This is a genomic window from Rhodococcus sp. PvR044 (assembly GCF_040548995.1).
GTDB classification, from domain to species: domain Bacteria; phylum Actinomycetota; class Actinomycetes; order Mycobacteriales; family Mycobacteriaceae; genus Rhodococcus_G; species Rhodococcus_G oryzae.
Genome location: NZ_JBEPSX010000004.1, coordinates 76507 through 94890, shown reverse-complemented (window position 1 = coordinate 94890; position 18384 = coordinate 76507). Strand labels below are relative to the sequence as shown.

General features: G+C 70.5%; 17 protein-coding genes and 1 pseudogene. 12 read left to right on the top strand and 6 right to left on the bottom strand.

Translation table 11 applies throughout. The features are described from left to right. The first annotated feature begins 52 nt into the window (after window positions 1-52). From ABIC28_RS11340 to ABIC28_RS11330, 3 genes are all read left to right on the top strand, one after another. Window positions 53-703, top strand: a complete 651-nt coding sequence (locus ABIC28_RS11340) for a hypothetical protein (protein WP_077042586.1) — start codon at window positions 53-55, stop codon at window positions 701-703. 55 nt (window positions 704-758) lie between these two features. After that, entirely contained in the window at window positions 759-1247 is a 489-nt protein-coding gene (locus ABIC28_RS11335; RefSeq protein WP_354579197.1) for a GNAT family N-acetyltransferase, read from the top strand. Window positions 1248-1371: 124 nt separating this feature from the next. After that, entirely contained in the window at window positions 1372-3069 is a 1698-nt protein-coding gene (locus ABIC28_RS11330) for a cutinase family protein (RefSeq protein WP_097212303.1), read from the top strand. Between the two features lie 51 nt (window positions 3070-3120). On the opposite strand, the gene egtD is transcribed toward ABIC28_RS11330, so the two are convergent. The 4 genes from egtD to egtA are packed head-to-tail and all read right to left on the bottom strand — an operon-like array spanning window position 3121 to window position 7432. Further along, window positions 3121-4092: an L-histidine N(alpha)-methyltransferase gene (gene egtD / locus ABIC28_RS11325; protein WP_269589450.1), complete on the bottom strand. Its 972-nt coding sequence runs from the start codon at window positions 4090-4092 to the stop codon at window positions 3121-3123. Then, on the bottom strand, window positions 4089-4847 hold the full coding sequence (gene egtC / locus ABIC28_RS11320; RefSeq protein ID WP_097212301.1) for an ergothioneine biosynthesis protein EgtC: 759 nt from the start codon (window positions 4845-4847) through the stop codon (window positions 4089-4091). Before egtC ends, egtD begins: the two co-directional genes overlap by 4 nt. Next, on the bottom strand, window positions 4848-6200 hold the full coding sequence (gene egtB, locus ABIC28_RS11315) for an ergothioneine biosynthesis protein EgtB (protein ID WP_354578922.1): 1353 nt from the start codon (window positions 6198-6200) through the stop codon (window positions 4848-4850). Further along, window positions 6197-7432, bottom strand: a complete 1236-nt coding sequence (gene egtA / locus ABIC28_RS11310; protein ID WP_354578920.1) for an ergothioneine biosynthesis glutamate--cysteine ligase EgtA — start codon at window positions 7430-7432, stop codon at window positions 6197-6199. The genes egtB and egtA overlap by 4 nt, the downstream gene beginning before the upstream one ends. Before the next feature lie 168 nt (window positions 7433-7600). Here egtA and ABIC28_RS11305 point away from each other — a divergent pair, with 168 nt between their 5' ends. Next, the gene (locus ABIC28_RS11305; RefSeq protein ID WP_097212405.1) at window positions 7601-8770 is read left to right on the top strand and encodes an aminotransferase class V-fold PLP-dependent enzyme; all 1170 of its coding nucleotides are present in this window, start codon (window positions 7601-7603) and stop codon (window positions 8768-8770) included. Here ABIC28_RS11305 and ABIC28_RS11300 read toward each other — a convergent pair. Further along, entirely contained in the window at window positions 8767-9255 is a 489-nt protein-coding gene (locus ABIC28_RS11300) for a heme-binding beta-barrel domain-containing protein (protein WP_097212298.1), read from the bottom strand. The two genes, ABIC28_RS11305 and ABIC28_RS11300, sit on opposite strands and share 4 nt — an antisense overlap. A gap of 306 nt (window positions 9256-9561) precedes the next feature. On the opposite strand from ABIC28_RS11300, the gene ABIC28_RS11295 reads away from it, so the two are divergent. The 3 genes from ABIC28_RS11295 (at window position 9562) to ABIC28_RS11285 (ending at window position 11492) form a co-directional block, all read left to right on the top strand. Then, a complete protein-coding gene (locus ABIC28_RS11295) occupies window positions 9562-10203 on the top strand; it encodes a 50S ribosomal protein L25/general stress protein Ctc (protein ID WP_097212297.1) in 642 nt (213 codons plus the stop codon). Window positions 10204-10317: 114 nt separating this feature from the next. After that, entirely contained in the window at window positions 10318-10899 is a 582-nt protein-coding gene (gene pth / locus ABIC28_RS11290; protein WP_097212296.1) for an aminoacyl-tRNA hydrolase, read from the top strand. Between the two features lie 80 nt (window positions 10900-10979). Further along, complete coding sequence (locus tag ABIC28_RS11285; protein ID WP_097212295.1) at window positions 10980-11492, top strand: hypothetical protein; 513 nt, start codon at window positions 10980-10982, stop codon at window positions 11490-11492. 24 nt (window positions 11493-11516) lie between these two features. On the opposite strand, the gene ABIC28_RS11280 is transcribed toward ABIC28_RS11285, so the two are convergent. After that, window positions 11517-13154, bottom strand: a complete 1638-nt coding sequence (locus tag ABIC28_RS11280) for a fatty acyl-AMP ligase (protein WP_097212294.1) — start codon at window positions 13152-13154, stop codon at window positions 11517-11519. A 226-nt stretch (window positions 13155-13380) separates the two neighbouring features. Here ABIC28_RS11280 and ABIC28_RS11275 point away from each other — a divergent pair, with 226 nt between their 5' ends. The 5 genes and pseudogenes from ABIC28_RS11275 to ABIC28_RS11255 all read left to right on the top strand — a co-directional run bounded on the left by ABIC28_RS11275 (window position 13381) and on the right by ABIC28_RS11255 (window position 18374). Continuing rightward, the gene (locus tag ABIC28_RS11275; RefSeq protein ID WP_097212293.1) at window positions 13381-15081 is read left to right on the top strand and encodes a peptide chain release factor 3; all 1701 of its coding nucleotides are present in this window, start codon (window positions 13381-13383) and stop codon (window positions 15079-15081) included. Window positions 15082-15085: 4 nt separating this feature from the next. Beyond that, window positions 15086-15738, top strand: a pseudogene (gene pnuC, locus ABIC28_RS11270) (nicotinamide riboside transporter PnuC). 100 nt (window positions 15739-15838) lie between these two features. Further along, window positions 15839-16312: a hypothetical protein gene (locus ABIC28_RS11265; protein WP_354578916.1), complete on the top strand. Its 474-nt coding sequence runs from the start codon at window positions 15839-15841 to the stop codon at window positions 16310-16312. A 23-nt stretch (window positions 16313-16335) separates the two neighbouring features. Then, complete coding sequence (locus tag ABIC28_RS11260; RefSeq protein WP_097212290.1) at window positions 16336-17037, top strand: response regulator transcription factor; 702 nt, start codon at window positions 16336-16338, stop codon at window positions 17035-17037. After that, window positions 17034-18374 carry a HAMP domain-containing sensor histidine kinase gene (locus ABIC28_RS11255; protein WP_209927316.1) on the top strand — a complete coding sequence of 447 codons (1341 nt, stop codon included), beginning with the start codon at window positions 17034-17036 and terminating at the stop codon, window positions 18372-18374. The genes ABIC28_RS11260 and ABIC28_RS11255 overlap by 4 nt, the downstream gene beginning before the upstream one ends. Window positions 18375-18384 lie beyond the last annotated feature (10 nt).

Genomic DNA, 18384 nt, shown 5'->3' with positions numbered 1-18384 from the left:
GGTTGCCAGCCGGTGTCGAGGGCCACTTCGCTCTGCCCTATTGTCATGCGTCGTGATTGACGCGCAGACACTCGATGGCCAGTCCGGAACAACGACGATGCGGACGGCCAGGCGATGGGTCCCAGGAGCCTGCGTCTGGTGCGGAGACGCGGAGTCGGTTGACATGTACCGCAACGAGCCGCGCTGCGGAACCTGCCGCGAGAACGAGGAGATCATCGAGGGCGCCCGGCGCTTCCTCGGGATGTACGGTCTGCGCCCGCTCGGCGGCACGCTGCAGTCCGACGACGAGGAAGAGCGGGAGTGGCGCGTCACCGCCCGCGACGCCCGCGCCGTGCTGAACCAGATCAAGCTCGAGACCCCGCCGGACCCGGCCCTGGTCCGCAAGGCCCTGCGGCCGCGCGCCGCCGCGGTCGTCGCGGAGACCGCGCCCGCACCCCGCCGCACGGCCGCCCCGAAGGCCGCATCCTCGGCCTCGACCCCGGCCGCGTCGGCACCGACCACCACCGTCGACATGGCGACCCTCGAGGCGCGCGTCACCGGCCTGCTGGACCAGCTCGCGTCGGTCGACGAGCAGATCACCGTCGCGGAGGCCGGTCAGGGCCTTGCGGCCCGCGCCCGGCTCACCGATCTCGGCAACCAGAAGGCCTCGATCCTGCGCATGCTGGCCGCGCTGGAGAAGACCCGCCGCGGCATCGACGGCTGAGCCGACGGTCCCGATGCGGCGGACCGTCCCGGTGCGGCACGATGAGGCGGTGAGCCTGTTGATCCGCGACGCCGACCACCACGATCTGCCCGGCATCCTCGAGATCCACAACGAGGCGGTGCTCAACACCACCGCCATCTGGGACGAGGAGACGGTGGACGTCGAGGACCGCCGCGAGTGGCTCGAGGCCCGCCGCAGGGCCGGCTATCCGGTGCTCGTCGCGGAATCCGACGGCCGGGTGGCGGGTTACGCGTCCTACGGCGTGTGGCGGGCCAAGACCGGCTACCGGTACACGGTGGAGAACTCGGTGTACGTGCATGTCGACCACCACCGCAAGGGGATCGCGTCCCAGCTGATGGCGGCGCTGATAGAGCGGGCCAAGGCGGGCAGCGTGCACGTGATGGTGGCCAGCATCGAGTCCAGCAACACCACCTCGATCGCATTGCACGAGCGGTTCGGCTTCCGGACCGTCGCCGTGATGCCCGAGGTCGGGATGAAGTTCGGGCGCTGGTTGGACATGACATTCATGCAGCTGACGCTGTAGCCAAATCAATCATCGAGATCGCATGTAGCACTTCCGACTCGTGTCACGATGTATCTGGTGATGTGACGCACCGCTCGGGGGGTAGTACCGACGCGTGCCTCGGTAGTCGGAATGGGGAGACGACATGACAGTTCGTGGTTTCATCGCACGCCATCGGATAGCCTCGGCCGCCATCGTGCCGGCCGTCCTGGGGGTGACGGCGATACTCGGGCTGACGTGGGCCCTGTCCCCGGCGCCGCGCACCGCGGACACCGAGCTCACATCGTCGGTGACCGAGTGCCACGACATGGTGACCATCTCGATCGCCGGCCGCAATGACACGCCCGTGGCGGGCACCACGAAGATGCTGGTCGGACCCAACGGCGAGGCGCTGCCTGCCGCTTTGTCGAGCGACTACAGCAGCCACTGGGTCGATCCGGTGATCAACGCACCGAACGGTGTCGTCGATCCGAAGGCGTATGCCGCCGTCTACATCGCCTACCCCGCGAACATGAGCAGCTACGAGGGCGCCGTCGCCAAGGGCGTGGCCAACACCGAATCGGTGATGCGCGAGATCCGGGTGGCGTGCCCGGACACGAAGTTCGCCGTCGTCGGGTACAGCGAGGGCGCGGACGTCGCCCGGCGGGTCGCGATGGACGTCGGCCATCAGGACGCGGACACCAACGGCGAATACGGGATCGTGAATCCGGGCAACGTCGTCGGCGTGGTCATCCTGGCCGACGCGGGCCGCGCGAATGGTCAGGGCCCGTTCCCAGGGGCGAAGAATCCGTTTGCCAATCCGGACGGATTCGACCGGCAGTACCAGAACGGCACCAACCCGACCGCAGGAGCGGGCGCCCTCCCGGACACCGGCGGCGACGATTTCGGCGCGTTGGGCGGCAAGGTCGCGTCGTTCTGCTCTGAGAAGGACTTCACCTGCGCGGTGCCGGAGAACATCTCGCTGTTGCAGCTCGCAATCAACGTGGGCAGGCAACTGAACGTCGACACCCTCGAGCGCGAGGGCCTCACGCCTGCGACGGGACAGGATGTCGCCGTCGCACTCAGCCAGATCGCGTTCAACGCGTTCGCGGAGGTTCGGTCCCAGCCGGACTGGATGAAGGGCGACCAGACCTTCCTCGACGTGCTGCTGACGGTGTCCTCCCCGTCGTACAAGCCCGGTGAGGCCGCGAAGGCCCCGGCGAAGGCCCAGTCGATCTCCGCCGACGAGATGTCGCCGCTGGCCTACCTCCCGCAGAAGGTGTTCAAGGAGATCATCGGGCTCATCACGACGAACCAGAACACAATTCCGGTCGTCCTGAGCGATCCCTACCAGCTGACGCTCGCCAAGGACGTCGGTCACCACTTCGACTACTGGCGCGACAACGATGCCGCCAACGGGAAGCCGCTGACCTCCGCCGAGTACGCCGCTGCGTGGCTGACGCATCTTGCTCAGCAGGCACAGAACGGACAGGCGATCGACCCGGCGGCGAAGCCGGACGCCGGAAGCCTGGCCGCGGCCCTCTCGTCGGCCACGGCCACTGCCACGTCCGCGCCGACGGCGCCGAGCACGGCGTCCGTGGCGGGCACCGTGACGGCAACCGAGTCCGCCGCGCCGACCACGACCACGACCACGGCGGCGCCCACCGAAACATCGACGGCTCCGTCCTCCGGATCGGCATCGACACCCACTACGACGCCGAGCGCGGCCCCCACCGCGGAGGCCGCCGCCCCGGTTGACTCGCAGGACTCGGCGCCTGCCGTCGCGAAGCCCCCGACCACCGCTGTGGCGGCCACCACGACCGTCCCGACCACCACCACTCCGGCTCCGAGCCCGGCCGGGTAGCCGTGTCGCAGAGCCGGGCCCGCACGAACACCGTGCGGGCCCGGCTCTGGTCTATTTCTTGTCCGCCAGGATCAGCGCGAATCGTTCGTCCGGATCGGTCCACACCCGATCGCTGCCGAACCCCGCGGCGTCGAGTTCCTTGCCGATGCCCTCCACGCGGAACTTCGCCGAGATCTCGGTGCGCATCTGCTCCCCCGCGTCGAAGCGCACGTCCAGGCCGATACCCGGCAGACACACGCTCATCGCCTCGGCGGCCTCCAGCCGCATCTCGATCCACTCGTTCGTCTCGTCCCAGAGCGCCACGTGCCGGAACCGATCCACATCGAAGTCGGCGCCGAGTTGCTCGTTGAGCACCGACAGGACGTTCCTGTTGAACTGTGCGGTCACCCCCGCCGCGTCGTCGTAGGCCGGAACCAGCACCGCCGGGTCGGTGACCAGCCCGACGCCCAGCAGCAGCTGCTCCCCCTCGTCGAGCACCTCGGCGATCGACGCCAGGAACTCGGCCCGCTCGTCGGGGACCAGGTTGCCGAGGGTGCCGCCGAGAAACGCGATCATCCTCGTGCCGCCCCGCGGCAGGTTGTGCAGGGTGTCGGTGAAGTCGCTGACGATTCCGTGCACGGCCAGCGACGGGAACTCGTCGGCGAGCTGCCCGACTGCGGACGCCAGCGCGGCCTCCGACACATCCTGCGGCACATAGCGCTCCAGCGTTCCGTGCTCGGTCAGCGCGCCCAGGAGCAACCGGGTCTTCTCCGAGGAACCAGAGCCCAGCTCGACGAGGATCTGCGCGGAGGTGGCCTCCGCGATGTCTGCGGCGCTCGCCCGCAGCAGCTCCCGCTCGGTTCGGGTCGGGAAGTACTCGGGCAGCCTGGTGATCTCCTCGAACAGCTCGCTGCCCCTGGCGTCATAGAACCACTTGGGCGGCAGCCACTTCGGTGTCGACGTGAGCCCGATCAGGGCGTCCTCGCGCAGGGAGCCGAGCAGCTGCTCCGGCGCCAAGTGGATCTCCAGGGTCGGTTCGCTCATAGGTGGTCTCCCAACTCGGTGATGTTCAGGTGTCCCGGTCGCGCCTCGACGAGGTGCCCATCCAGTACGGGCTGCCAGCCCGGGTCGTCGTCGATCGGCTCCGACGAGATCATCGCGCTGAGCTCGTCCACCTTCACCGACAGCGAGTGGTAGACGGTGGTCGCCCACAGCGTCGTCCCGTTGCCCAACAACAGGTTCAGCCGCGATTCGGGGGCGGCCTCGAGGACGTCGGCGATCACCGACGCCAGCGCGGCGGCCGGCTTGCCCGCATCCAGGCGGCGCCGCACCAGGGTCCACAGCAGGGCCGAGTCCGTCAGCGCCGGCATCCGCAGCAGCTCCACGGCAGGCAACCACTCGGCGAGCCCGGCCATCGAATCCGGCCAGCCCACGATCCGGCCGTTGTGGCTCAGTGCCCACCCGTCGCCGGTGAACGGGGCGCACGCTGCGCGCTCGAGCGCCATGCCGACCGTCGCCGAGCGGACCGCCGCGACCACGGCACCCGACCGGACCTGACCGAGCACCCCGTCGACCGCGGGGTCCGCCCACATCGGCACCGGATTCCGGTACGCCTGCACCCCGTCCGGCGATCCCGGATCACCCTGCCACCACGCCGCACCGAATCCGTCCGCGTTGATCGTGCCGCCCCTGCGCATGTCCCGCGGCGCCCAGGACTGGTCACGCAGACTGTGCGATCCGGCGGTGATCAGTTCACCCACCGCGCGCGGTGGGCCCAGATAACCCAGATGCCTGCACATCTACGCGCTCTCCTGCACGTCGCGCGCACAGCGGAATCCAGCAAAGATCTGCCGCCGCACGGGATGGTCCCAGTTGCGGAAGGTACCGCGGCAGGCCACCGCGTCGGTGCCGAACGAGCCGCCGCGAAGCACCTTGTAGTCGCCGCCGTGGAAGACCTCCGAGTACTCCCGGTAGGGGAACGCCGCGAAACCCGGATAGGGCAGGAAGTCCGACGAGGTCCATTCCCAGACGTCGCCGATCAGCTGGTCCACGCCGTGCGGGGACCGGCCGCGCGGGTACGCGCCGACACCGGCGGGCTCGAGGTGCCGCTGCCCGAGGTTCGCGTGCCCGGAGCCGGGTTCCTCATCGCCCCAGGGGTATCGGCGAGATCGCCGGGTCGCTGGGTCCCACCGGGCGGCCTTCTCCCACTCGCTCTCGGTGGGCAGCCGCTTGCCCGCCCACCGGGCGTACGCCTGCGCCTCGAAATAGCAGACGTGCACCACCGGCTGGTTCGGGTTCAGCGGCGCGAGCGTCCCGAACGACCTCCGCCACCAGTCCCCCGCCGCGTCGCGCTCCCAGAACTGCGGCGCCGTCAGGCCTGCCGACCGGCGGTGCGCCCAGCCGCGTTCGCTCCACAACTCGGCGCGCTCGTACCCACCGTCCGCGATGAACTCCCGGTACTGCCCGTTGGTGACCGGGGCGACGTCGAGCGCGAAGGTCGCGACGTTCACCGCGTGCGCGGGCCGCTCGTTGTCCAGCGCCCAGGGATCCGTTGAGGTGCCCATGGTGAACTCCCCGCCGGGGATCACCACCTCGTCCGGTGTCACCGCGCGCACGGGGTCCGGCGCCGGGACGGCGCGCAAGACCGCTGGGCCGCTGCGCAACTGGTGGGTGGCCAGCATCGTCTCGTCGTGCTGCTGCTCGTGCTGGGCGATCATCGCGAACGCGAAACCGTCCCGCTCGACCGGTCTGCCAGCCAGCGGCGAACGGTCGAGGATGTCCCACACCTTGTCCCGGACCTCGGCGACGTAGCCGCGCGCCTCCGCCGGGTTCAGCAACGGCAATGCGGGCCGGTCCGCGCGAGCATGCTTGAAGGCGTCGTAGATCTCGTCGATGTCGCGGCGAACCGGTTCGCGGCCGCCCACGTCGCGAACCAGCCACAGCTCCTCCTGGTTGCCGATGTGCGCGAGGTCCCACACCAGCGGGCTCATCAGCGGCGAGTGCTGCGCGATCAGTTCCGACTCGTCGACGCAGTCGGTGAGGGCCGCGCTGCGGGCGCGGGCGCGGGCCAGCACCGTCGCGAGTTGGGCGCGCAGCGCCTCGGGTGTCGGGGTTTCGGGTGCCGTCGGGCGGGTCGAGGGGCCGGCGGTCATCGGTGGTGCTCCTCTGCTGGGGTCATTCCGCGGCAACATCGCTCGGCGGCGGACGCGAGCTCCTCCTCGAACCGGGGCGACCGCGCCGCGGCCAGGAACAGCAATTCGCTTGCGGCGCGGCGCAGTTCGCCGTCACGGAGCCCGAACTCGGCGCCGTCGCGCCACCGTCCCGCGGTCGACGCCGCGATCGCGGTGGCCTCCGCGACGGTGTCCTGGTCGCCGAGCAGCGCGGCCAGCGCCGCGATGGGCACCCGCCACAGGTCGCCCGGCTGTGCGTCCAGGTACCGCACCTCCAGGTGGCCCGCGGCCCGGATGGGAGGGAACAGCGTGGTCAGGTGGTAGTCGAGGTCGGCGAGGTCCGGGCGCCTGTCGATCTCGGCGTCGAGCGCCCCAGCGATCCAGTCCGCGAAAGTGGCACCCGGCGGCGCCGACCAGTCGCCGTCGGAATCCGCGCCCCGTCCACCGGTCACGCAGAGCAGCGGCACGTCGAGCGCCCAGCGGCCGTAGTCGGCGATCGGATCGGCGGTGTGCAGCGGCCGGGTCCGGTCCGGATCGAGCTCGAGCCAGGTCCGCATCCGCTGCGAGGCCCACCCGCCGTCCGGTGTCCCGCGCAGCCGGGGCGAGCAGGCGAAGGCCGCGAGCAACGCGGGCCCGGCGTCGTGCAGCAACCGCCAGCGGGCGGCCACCTCGGGCGGGTCCGCCCCCGCGTCGACGCTCACCTGGGTGGCCGCGGTGTTGCACATCATCAGCCTGCCGAACGGACCGATCCCGTCGAACCGCTCCTCCATGGCCCGGTACCGGGGCAGTCGCAGCAACCGCTCGGCCTGGCGGGACCGGTCGGCGGCATGGGAACGGACGGTGATTCCCGCCGCCCTCAGCAGGCGACGAAGGACGGCCTCGTCGGCGGCGAGCGCGACACACAGGTCCTCGGCCGAGGACAGGGGCGCACTGGAGAGTTCTATCTGGCCGCCGGGTTCGATGGTGACGGCGCTTCCGCTCGGCAGACTCAGAGCGGGTGAAGAGGGGGCAATCGATGTCGGTGCGTGCGGCCCCAGCGCAGCGGCGATGTCGCCGAGGTCCGGCCTGCTCCGCGCGGGGTCATCACGAGCGGTCAGCCATTCCAGTTCGGCACCGATGAGCCGGGGTGGGCCGAGCTTGAAACAGACACCACCGACGTACGCCTCCGCGGCGGCTCGGGTGGTGAGCCGGCGCGAATCCACTGCCATCGCCATCAGCTGCTCCGATCGTCGGCGGCGCGTGTTCGGCAAGTACGAATTCGACAATAGAGACCGTCACCGACACTAAACCGCGATCGCCGATCGCGCACCCGTCGCGCCGACTGCGGCGACGGTACTGTCCGACAGACAACGCCAGCTCAGTCAGTCCGGAGGGCCGTGAAGATGCTCGATCAGCAACGCCTGCGCCGCGATACGCCCGGCTGCCTCGACAAGGTCTTCCTCGACAGTGCCGGCTCGTCGCTGTCCCCCGAGCCGGTGCTCGAGGCGGTCATCGCCCACCTGCGACGGGAAGCCGAGATCGGCGGCTACCTCGCCGCCGGGGAGCGCGCCGCCGACCTGGCCGACGTGAAGACCGCGCTCGGCGAGCTGCTCGGCGCCCAGGCAGGAGACTTCGCGCTGGTGGAGAGCGCGACCAGGGCGTGGACCGACTTCTTCTACGCGGTGCCGCTCGCCCCGGGCGATCGAGTCCTGATCACCGAGGTCGAGTACGCCAGCAACGCCATCGCGGCCCTGCAGCGCGCCCGTGCGACCGGCGCGGTCGTCGAGGTGGTCCCGTCCACGCCGACCGGGGAGATCGACCTCGACGCCCTCTCCCGGATGCTCGACGAGCGGGTGCGCCTGGTGTCGCTGGTGCACGCGCCGACCAACGGCGGGCTGATCAATCCCGTCCGTGAGGTGGTGGACCTGGCGCGCGGCGTCGGCGCGCTGGTTCTTCTCGACGCCTGTCAGTCGGTCGGCCAGATCCCGGTGGACGTCGCCACGCTCGGCGTCGATGCGCTCTCGGCGACGGGCCGCAAGTGGCTGCGGGCCCCACGGGGCACCGGATTCCTCTACGTGCGCCCCGAGCTGGCAGGCACCCTCGAACCCGCCGCGCTTGACCTGCACGGCGCGCAGTGGACGGCGACCGACGGCTACCGGATGGCCGGCGACGCGTCGCGGTTCGAGTTCTGGGAGTGCAGCGTCGCGGGCCGGCTCGGCCTGGGCGCGGCGGTCCGCTATCTGCTCGAACTGGGGATCGACGAGGTGAGCGCCGCGGTGTCGGAGCGTGCCGAGGCCGCGCGTGCCGGGCTGGCCACGGTCCCCGGCGCGACGGTGCGCGATCTCGGCCACACCCGCAGCGGCATCGTCTCCTTCACCGTCGACGGGGTGGCCCCGGCGGCCGTGCGGGAAGCGTTGGCCGCCAAGGACATCACGGTGACCGTCAGCGGCCGCGGCTCGACGCTGGTGGACATGAGCAACCGGGACCTGGAGGCGGTGGTGCGGGCGTCGCCGCACTGCTTCAACTCGTTCGAGGACCTCGAGCGGCTCGTCGAGGCGGTCGCGGCGCTCTAGCCGGTCTGGTCCTGCCTGCGCAGCTCGGCGTGCAGGTGGTGGGTGAGCGGCGTCGCGTCGTGCGCCATCCACAGGTCGTAGGTGAGCAGATCTCCCGCGACCACCCAGCGTCGGCGGATCTCGTGCACGGGCTTCGCGTTCGGGGACCGACTGAGCGTCAGCGCCGTCATCTCGAGCACGCCGTCGCGGACCTCACCCTGATGGATCTCGACGAATCCCGTTGGCTGGCTGACCAGCAGCTCGACGCTGTCCCCGCCGGTGAGCCGCAGGTAACCGTTCTCGGTGTGCATCGGCGGCCCGCCGCCCGGCTTGCGGGTCCGGGACAGGTAGGTCAGGAAGGGCTTCCCGATCGGCGTCAGGTTGACCTGCTCGTCGTATGCGAAATCCTCGATCGTCGGGTAGTGCCCCTCGCCGGAGCCCGCCCAGTGGCCGGCGAACGGGGCGAGCACGCCCAGCGGCGCCAGCGCGGCGGTTACGTCAGTCATCGATGCTCCCTGGAGTTGTGGTGTCCTTCGATCTCCGTCCAAACCTAACGGCCACCCCCGACCCCCGCTCGATTGCGCACCGGACGCGTGTCGAGGCCGATTCGCGGGGGGTCAGGCATCTCCGGTATGCTGGCCTGCGTTGTCTCGGCGAGGGTGAACCACTTCGTTGGCTCACCGTGATCGACGCGGCTACGGCTACCTTTCGAGCAGTTTGCGCTCCGGGCCGTGCGCGTTCGTCCGCCCCCGTCGAGATCACCGCAATGCCACCGAATCAAATCTGATGTGAGCCGTAGGAGCTGTTTCCCCATGTCGACCGATGCCAATCGCCTCGAAGCCGCCGTCCGCACCGAGTTCGGCAAGGGTGCCGCACGCCGCGCCCGCCGCGACGGCCAGGTCCCCGCGGTCCTCTACGGCCACCAGGAAGAGCCGCGCCACCTCGCGCTGAACGCCCGCGAGTTCGCCAAGGTCCTGCGCGCGCACGGCACCAACGCCGTCCTCACCCTCGACATCGAGGGCACGGAGCAGATCGCGCTCACCAAGTCGGTCGTCGTCCACCCGATCCGCAACTACATCGAGCACGCCGACCTGCTGGTCATCAAGAAGGGCGAGAAGGTCACCGTCGAGGTGCCCGTCGTCGTCATCGGTGAGGCCGCAGCCGGCAGCCTGGTCGCCCAGGACGCCGCCACCGTCTCCGTCGAGGCCGACGCCATGAACCTGCCCGAGTCCATCGAGGTCTCGGTCGAGGGCCTCGAGGTCGGCAGCCAGATCCTGGCATCCGCCCTGACCCTGCCCGCGGGCGCCACCCTCCAGGGTGACCCCGAGGTGTTGGTCGTCAACATCGTCGCCGCCCCGTCCGCCGAGGCCATGGAGGCCGAGGGTGCGGGCGTCGAGGGTGCCGAGGCCCCCGCCGAGGAGACCGCCGCCGAGGCCGAGTCCGCCGAGGGCTGAGTCGCTCCACCGCACACATCAGTGCAGCGCTAACGTCAACGGCGCGCCATCCCGCGAGGGACGGCGCGCCGTTGCCGTTCGCGGCCCCACCCCTACGACCGAGAGCCGACCGCGTTGACCCAGCCATCCGAATCAACTGCCCTCGTCGTCGGGCTGGGAAATCCAGGACCGCAGTACGAACGCACCAGGCACAACGTCGGGTTCATGGTGGTCGACGCCCTGGCCGCCCGCGAGCGGGCCCGGTTCACCGCACACAAGAAAAGCGGCTCGGACGCGGTCACGCTGCGCATCGCGGGCCGTCAGGTGATCGTGGCGAAGCCGCGCTCGTACATGAACCTGTCCGGCAAGCCGGTGGCCGCGCTCGCCCGGTTCTTCTCGGTCGAACCCGCGAATCTCGTGGTCGTGCACGACGAGCTGGACCTGGACTTCGGCACGCTCCGGCTCAAGCTCGGTGGCGGCGAGGGCGGGCACAACGGCCTCCGCTCGATCTCCGGCGCGATCGGCACCAAGGACTACCTGCGCGCCCGCGTCGGCATCGGTCGGCCGCCCGGCCGGATGGATCCCGCGGACTACGTGCTCAAGCCGTTCTCATCGGTCGAGCGCAAAGAACTGGACCTGGTCTGCGAGGAGGCAGCGGACGCCGTCGAGTTGCTGCTCCGCGTCGGGCTCGAGGCCGCGCAGAACCAACTGCACTGATCGAACCGGGCTGGCTACTATCTGGGCTATGCGGCGGACGTCGCGATCGTGTGGAGATCGAGAATGACGCAGGGGGCGTAGTGGTTCGGTGGGGTGGCGCAGCAGGTGCCGGGCTCGTGCTGGTGACCGGGATACTGGTGGGCGGCTGCGCGAATTCGGATACCCCAGGGGTGGCCACCGCCGCCGAGGCGGTCCAGGTCGATCCCGCCGAGTATTCGATCGGCGACGGGAAACATGTGTTCCACCTCGTCTCCGGGGTCGCGGGCTGCTGGTTCAACCCCAACCAGGCTGACAACCAGGCGCCGCACATGCTGTGTGACCTCCCCCTGCCGAAGTCGGATCCGCCGATCGTCGACCCCCAGACCGGCGTGCGGGCGCCCGCCGACGCGATCGTCATCGAGCCCGACGGGGTCAGCAAGGTCGTCAACGTCGCCGGGGCCTTCATCACGGGCCAATTGCTGCCGCCCGGCTCGACGCTCACGGTCGGAGAGCTGTCGTGTACCGCCCTCGACGGCAAGTCCATGTCCTGCCGAGGGCCGGCCGGATCGTTCACTTTCGACGGCTCGACCGCCGAGGTCAGCATCCGCGAATAGCCGGCCCGCCGACGCTCCGCCGGATCACGCCCCGCTCACCAGCGACGCCGACCGACCGCGCCGCAGCTTGCCGGAGGACGTCTTCGGGATGCTGCCAGGACCGAGCACGGCCACCGTCCTCGGTCGGACGCCGACCTCCGAGACCACCGCGTGCACCACCTCGTGCTCGATCCGCTTGACCTCCTCGGGGTCCTCGTGGTCGTTGGTCTCCACCGCGACCGCGAACGACTCCCGCTTCTGCCCGGCATCGAGCCGCACCGCGACGGCATTGCCGGGCCGCACCCCCCTGACGGTGCACGCGGCCCGCTCGATGTCGGTCGGGTAGACGTTGCGCCCGCCCATGATGATCACGTCCTTGACGCGCCCGCACACCACCATCAGGCCCTCTTCGGTGAAATACCCGACGTCGCCGGTGTTGAACCACCCGTCCGAGTCCTGCGCGGGCCTGTGCCCGTCCACAGTGAGGTAGCCGGGGGTGACGGACCCACCCCGCAGCTCGATGATGCCGACCGCTCGGCGTGGGAGCACCCGTCCGTCCTCACCGACGATGCGCCCCTCCAGGCCGGACACCAGCGGGCCGAGGGTCGGGAGCCGGCGGGCATTGGCACGGTCGGTCGGCACCGCCAGGCCGCCCGCCTCGAACAGGTCCGGATCCACCAGGTCCAGCACCAATCCCTGCCCCGGCTGGGGCAGGGAGACCGCGAGGGTCACCTCCGCCATCCCGTACGTCGGCGCCAGCGCCGACGGGTCAAGCCCGAATCGTGCCCCCGCCTCCGCGAGCGCGAGCATCGTTTCGGCGTCCACCGGCTCCGCACCGTTGAGCAGGCAGCGCACCGTCGACAGGTCCACGATGCCGTCCTCGGCCTGCGCGAGCCGCCTGGCGAGCAGGGAGTACGCGAAGTTCGGCGCGGCGGTGACCGTGCCCCGGTACTTGCCCATCAGCTCCGCCCACAACAGCGGCGAGGTGAGGAAGTCCATCGGCGTGATGCTGACGATCTCGGCACCGATCTGCATCGGCAGGGTGAGGAAACCGACCATGCCCATGTCGTGGAACAGCGGCAGCCAGCTCACCATCACGTCGTCGTCGACCGAGAACTTGATCCGGGACAGCATCGCCCAGGAGTTCGTGTAGAAGTTCCCGTGCGTGATCTGCACGGCCTTGGGTGACCCCGTCGACCCTGACGTGAGCTGCTGCAGGGCGATGTCGGACTCGGCGGTCCGCACCGGATCGATGTCCGGTCCCGCGCGCAGGTCCCCGATCGTGACGACCCTGATGCCGCGCTCCTCGAGCAGCGGCGCCGCCGCGTCGAAGGGTGCGCCGAGGACGACAGCCTTGGCCGAGATCATGCCGATGACCGTCTCGGTGTCCTCCGCCCAGACGGTCAGGTCGGTGCGCGGAGTCGGCTGGTGCAGCATGGTCACGGAGGCACCGCGCATCCAGATGGCCTGCACGGACGGGGCAATGTCCACCGGCTGACCGGCGAGGATCCCGATCGCGTCGCCGTGTCCGATGCCCGCGGCCGCGAGCGCGCCTGCCATCGCGCGGGCGACCGCATGGATCTCGCTCCAGACCTGGCGGTGCGGACTGTCCGGTTCCCCGGTCACGAGCCCATGGACACTGTCCGCAGCGTTGGCATACATCTCTTCGGTGAACCGGCTCATGACGCCCTCCTCCGCACGATGGAGGGACGAGGCGGTCGGGCGCGGAGGACGCCGCACCGAGGGCCCCAGAGCCCTCACTGGTACTTCCGGAAACGCAATTCGGCCGTTACTCCCGGGGGCCACGGCCTGGTTCGGGGTGCACTCGAGCATAGGCGTCACCCGCACGGGTAGCCTGGCATATTGGCGTTTCGCCATCTTGTCCGTCTCATATCAGTTAGGAATCCCGGTGACCACCGAGCCCGCGCCGGCGTCTGCCTCCACCTCCCCCGACGCCCCCGCGGAGGTCGCCTCGGCCGGGACCCCCGCGACGCCGAAGGGCCTGGCCGCCGAGGCCACCCGGCGACGGACCTTCGCGGTCATCTCGCACCCGGACGCCGGTAAGTCCACGCTGACCGAGGCCCTCGCGCTGCACGCGAAGATGATCTCGGAGGCGGGCGCCGTGCACGGCAAGGCCGGTCGCCGGTCCACGGTCTCGGACTGGATGGAGATGGAGAAGGCCCGCGGCATCTCGGTCAGCTCGACCGCGCTGCAGTTCAACTACAAGTCCGGCGAGTCCGAGCCGAACGATCCGATCAGCGTCATCAACCTCGTCGACACCCCGGGTCACTCCGACTTCTCGGAGGACACCTACCGGGTGCTCACCGCGGTCGACGCCGCGGTCATGCTCATCGACGCCGCCAAGGGCCTCGAGCCGCAGACCCTCAAGCTGTTCCAGGTGTGCCGCCACCGCGGCATCCCGGTCATCACCGTGATCAACAAGTGGGACCGCCCGGGCCAGACCCCGCTGGAGCTGCTCGACGAGATCCACGAGCGGATCGGCCTGACCCCGACCCCCCTGTACTGGCCGGTTGGCATCGCGGGCGACTTCCGCGGCCTGCTGCGGCGCGGCGAGGACGGCGCCCCGCAGGAGTACATCCGGTTCACCCGCACGGCCGGCGGCGCCACGATCGCACCCGAGGAGATCCTCGACGCCGACGCGGCCGCGGCCCGTGACGGCTCCGACTGGGAGACCGCGGTCGAGGAGAGCGAGCTGCTCTCCGCCAGCGGGCAGGACCACGACCAGGAGATGTTCCTGGCCGGACAGACCTCCCCTGTCATCTTCGCCTCCGCGATGCTGAACTTCGGCGTCCGGCAGATCCTCGACACCCTGGTGGCGCTCGCGCCAGCCCCCGGCCCGCGCGACGACATCAAGGGCGCCTCGCGCGAGGTCACCGATCCGTTCAGCGCGGTGGTGTTCAAGGTGCAGGCGGGCATGGACACGAGCCACCGAGATCGCTTGGCGTTCATGCGGATCGTCTCCGGTGTCTTCGAGCGCGGGATGGTCGTCACGCATGCCCAGACCGGCAAGCCCTTCACCACCAAGTACGCGCAGACCGTGTTCGGCCGCGAGCGCTCCACCGTCGAATCGGCGTACCCGGGCGACGTGGTCGGCCTGGTGAACGCGACCGCCCTTGCCCCCGGCCACACCCTGTTCACGGACAAGAAGGTGGAGTTCCCGCCGATCCCCTCGTTCGCGCCCGAGCACTTCTCGGTGCTGCGCGCGGAGAGCGCGAGCAAGTACAAGCAGTTCCGCCGCGCCGTGGAGCAGCTCGACTCCGAGGGCGTGGTCCAGGTGCTGCGCAACGACATTCGCGGCGACGCGGCTCCGGTGATGGCGGCCGTCGGCCCGATGCAGTTCGAGGTGGTGGCCGCGCGGATGAAGGCGGAGTTCTCGGTGGAGGCCCGGATGGAGGGCCTGCCGTACGCGCTGGCTCGCCGCACGGACGCCGAGTCGGCCACCGAGCTGGGCCGCCAGCGCGGGGTCGAGGTCTTCACCAGGTCCGACGGTGTGATGCTCGCCCTGATCAGCGACAAGTGGCGGCTGCAGTACCTGCAGAAGGAGCTTCCGGAGCTGACCCTCGAGCCGCTCGTCGCGACCGCCGACTAGCTCCGTGAACCCGCTGCTCGCCCTGTTCGATGCGGAACTGCACATCGGCGGGGCCACGATCCTGTGGCGCGAGATCGTCGGCAACACCTTCGGCATCGCGTCCGCGATCGGCGGGATGAAGCGCGTGGTGTGGGCGTGGCCGGTCGGCATCGCCGGAATGCGTTGCTGTTCACCGTGTTCATGGGCGCGCTGTTCCACACCCCACAGGAGCTGAACCTGTACGGCCAGGCAGGCCGCCAGCTGATGTTCATCAGCGTGAGCGTGTACGGCTGGACGAAGTGGGTGCGGTCGCGGCACGAGTCCGGCCAGGCGGTGCTGCCCCGGTGGGCGCCGCCGCGGGACCGGCTCCTGCTGGTGCTCGCGATGGGCGCGGGCACCGTGGCGTTCGCGCAGATCTTCGCCCGGCTCGGGTCCTACGGCCCGTGGGCGGAGGCGTGGATCTTCATGGGCTCGATGCTCGCCACCTACGGGATGGCCCGCGGCTGGACCGAGTTCTGGTTGATCTGGATCGCCGTCGACGTCGTCGGCGTCCCGCTGCTGCTCGAGGCCGGCTACTACCCGTCGGCGATCCTGTACCTGGTGTACGCGGGCTTCGTGGTCTGGGGCTTCGCGGTGTGGCTGCGGATCCAGCGCCGGACGATGCCGGTGCGGGTCTAACGAACCCCTAATGATTCGCTAACGGGCGCCGAGTTTTTCGTCCCTACCTTGGGTCGTGTCGAGGCCACTTCCGGCTCCGACAAGACCGAAGGAGACCCCAATGCGTAAGTCCCTCAACACCGTCGTCGTCCGCAAGCGCGCCGGGATCGCGGCCGCCGGGCTTGCGGTCGCCGCCGCGATCACGGTGCCCGGCGTGGCGTGGGCGAACGACGCCATCCCGCAGGGCGCGGCGGTCGCCGTCGGGGAGTCGGGACCTGCAGTGGCCGGCGTACCCCTGGACGAGGCGACCTGCGCGGCGATGGCCGTCGAACTCAGCCCGGAGACGCTGCAGAAGATGATCGAGGACGGCACCGCGGAGCCCGCGGTCATGACCGTCCCGGCCACCCCGGCCGGCGAGGCCGCACCGGCCGAGATCCAGGTGCCGATCCCGGCCGAAGCCGAGGGGAAGGCGGCCCCCACCGTCATTCGCATCCCCGGTCCGGCAGATCTGCCCGCGGAGTTGGCGCAGGTGCTGACCATCCAGATGGACGAGAACGCCCCGGCAGGCGCCGTGACCGTGGCTCGCGCCTGCTAGGACACCCTCGCGGCCCTGGCACCATGGATGCGGTGACCGATACCGCCCGCATCCTCGTCGTCGACGACGACCCCAAGGTCCTGGCCTCGCTGGAACGGGGGCTCCGTCTGTCCGGTTTTCACACCGAGACCGCGACGGACGGCGCCTCCGCCCTGCGGGCCGTGTCCGACGAATGCCCCGCCGCGATCGTCCTCGATGTGAACATGCCGGGCCTCGACGGCGTTGGCGTGGTCACCGCGCTGCGGGCGATGGGCAACGAGGTGCCGATCTGCGTGCTCAGTGCGCGCAGCTCCGTCGGTGACCGAATCGCGGGTCTGGAGGCCGGCGCGGACGACTACCTGACCAAGCCGTTCGAGCTCGGCGAACTGGTGGCCCGGCTGCGGGCGCTGCTGCGGCGGGCGCCCCTGGCCGCGACGCCCGCCGGGACCGTCACGGTCGGGGCCCTGGAGGTGGACCTGCCGGGGCGGCGCGCCCACGTCGCGGGCCGCAGACTCGACCTGACCAAGCGCGAATTCGACCTGCTCGGCGCGCTGGCGGAGAACGCGGGCGTCGTGCTCAGCCGCCCCCAGCTGCTGCGCCTGGTGTGGGGCTACGACTTCGACGCCGACACCAACGTGGTCGACGTCTTCGTCACCTATCTACGCAAGAAACTGGAGGCGAACTCGATGCCACGAGTCCTGCACACGGTCCGCGGCGTCGGCTTCGTCCTGCGGGCGCAACCGTGAGGCGGTCGCTGTCGCTGCGAACGCGGGTCGCCATCGTGTCGGCGCTGTCCGCGGCCGTCGTCATCGTCGCCATCGGCGCGGCCATCGCGGTGTTCCTGCGGGTGAACGGCTCCGAGCAGATCGACCGGACGCTCGACTCGGTGACATTGGCGATGCCGGCCGACACAACCGCCGCCGACACAGTCGACATGGCACCGGCTCTCCCGTTACCCGCCGTCGTATCCGGTGGGTCCGCGGAGGCCGCCGTGGCCGAGGACGCGACCAGAACGGAGTTGATGGCCGGTACCGCGGTCCGGGTTCGCGACGTCGCGGTCCCCGGAGAACCGGGCGCCTTCCTGGCGTTGACCGTCCCGGAGGACCCGTTGACCCAGGCCATCCGGCAGCAGCAGGTGGCGGTCGCGATCGCGGCCGTGGTGGCGATCGCGGCGGCGGGCGGGCTGGGCTGGCTGCTGGCCGGGCGGGCCGTCCGCCCGCTGCGGCTGCTGGCCGATGCCACCCACGACATCGGCGACGATCCCGGGGCTGCTCGCCCGAGCGTGCGCGGGGCCAGGGAGGCCGAGGACCTGTCGGAGGCGATCGGGCACATGCTCGACCGGATCGCCGCGGCCCAGAAGCGGACCGAGGAAGCTCTCGGTTCGGCACGCGACTTCGCCGCGGTGTCCGCGCACGAGCTGCGCACCCCGCTGACCTCGATGCGGACCGACCTCGAGGTGCTCTCGACGATGCGGCTCACCGGCGAGCAGCGCGAGGAGATCCTGCGTGACCTGCTCGGCACGCAGCGTCAGGTCGAGACGACCCTGACCGACCTCGAGCGGCTCGCGGTCGGCGAGCTCTCCGACGTCGCGGACCACGAGCAGCTGGACCTGGCCGAGCTGGTCGACCGCTGTGTGCAGGCAGCCGAGCGCATCCATCCCGACCTGGATATCTCCGTCTCCGCCCCCGAACCCGTTGTCGTGCGCGGCATTCCGACCGGGCTACGACTGGTGCTCGACAACGCCATCACCAACTCGGTCCGGCACGGCGGGGCCGGGCGGGTGCTCGTCACCGTCCGTGCCGACGCCGACGGCGCCGCCGTCATCACCGTCGACGACGACGGGAGTGGCGTGCCGGAGGCCGAGCGGGCGTCGGTGTTCGCGCGCTTCGTCCGCGGCACCGGCTCCGACTCCGCCGGGTCCGGGCTTGGCCTCGCGCTGGTCGCTCAGCAGGCCGAACTGCACGGCGGCACCGTGGAATTGGTGGACAGCCCGCTCGGCGGCGTCCGGCTTGTCCTGCGGCTCCCCCAGCGCCCCGCCGAGTGTGCACCTACCGCCGCCGCCACTCGGGCGATGCCCCGGTAGCTGCACACTC

Coding starts and splice junctions, on each gene's coding strand:
- ABIC28_RS11330 (WP_097212303.1), top strand. CDS start 1,372: ATGACAGTTCGTGGTTTCATCGCACGCCATCGGATAGCCTCGGCCGCC.
- egtD (WP_269589450.1), bottom strand. CDS start 4,092: ATGAGCGAACCGACCCTGGAGATCCACTTGGCGCCGGAGCAGCTGCTC.
- egtC (WP_097212301.1), bottom strand. CDS start 4,847: ATGTGCAGGCATCTGGGTTATCTGGGCCCACCGCGCGCGGTGGGTGAA.
- egtB (WP_354578922.1), bottom strand. CDS start 6,200: ATGACCGCCGGCCCCTCGACCCGCCCGACGGCACCCGAAACCCCGACA.
- egtA (WP_354578920.1), bottom strand. CDS start 7,432: ATGGCGATGGCAGTGGATTCGCGCCGGCTCACCACCCGAGCCGCCGCG.
- ABIC28_RS11305 (WP_097212405.1), top strand. CDS start 7,601: ATGCTCGATCAGCAACGCCTGCGCCGCGATACGCCCGGCTGCCTCGAC.
- ABIC28_RS11300 (WP_097212298.1), bottom strand. CDS start 9,255: ATGACTGACGTAACCGCCGCGCTGGCGCCGCTGGGCGTGCTCGCCCCG.
- ABIC28_RS11295 (WP_097212297.1), top strand. CDS start 9,562: ATGTCGACCGATGCCAATCGCCTCGAAGCCGCCGTCCGCACCGAGTTC.
- ABIC28_RS11280 (WP_097212294.1), bottom strand. CDS start 13,154: ATGAGCCGGTTCACCGAAGAGATGTATGCCAACGCTGCGGACAGTGTC.
- ABIC28_RS11265 (WP_354578916.1), top strand. CDS start 15,839: ATGCGTAAGTCCCTCAACACCGTCGTCGTCCGCAAGCGCGCCGGGATC.
- ABIC28_RS11260 (WP_097212290.1), top strand. CDS start 16,336: ATGGATGCGGTGACCGATACCGCCCGCATCCTCGTCGTCGACGACGAC.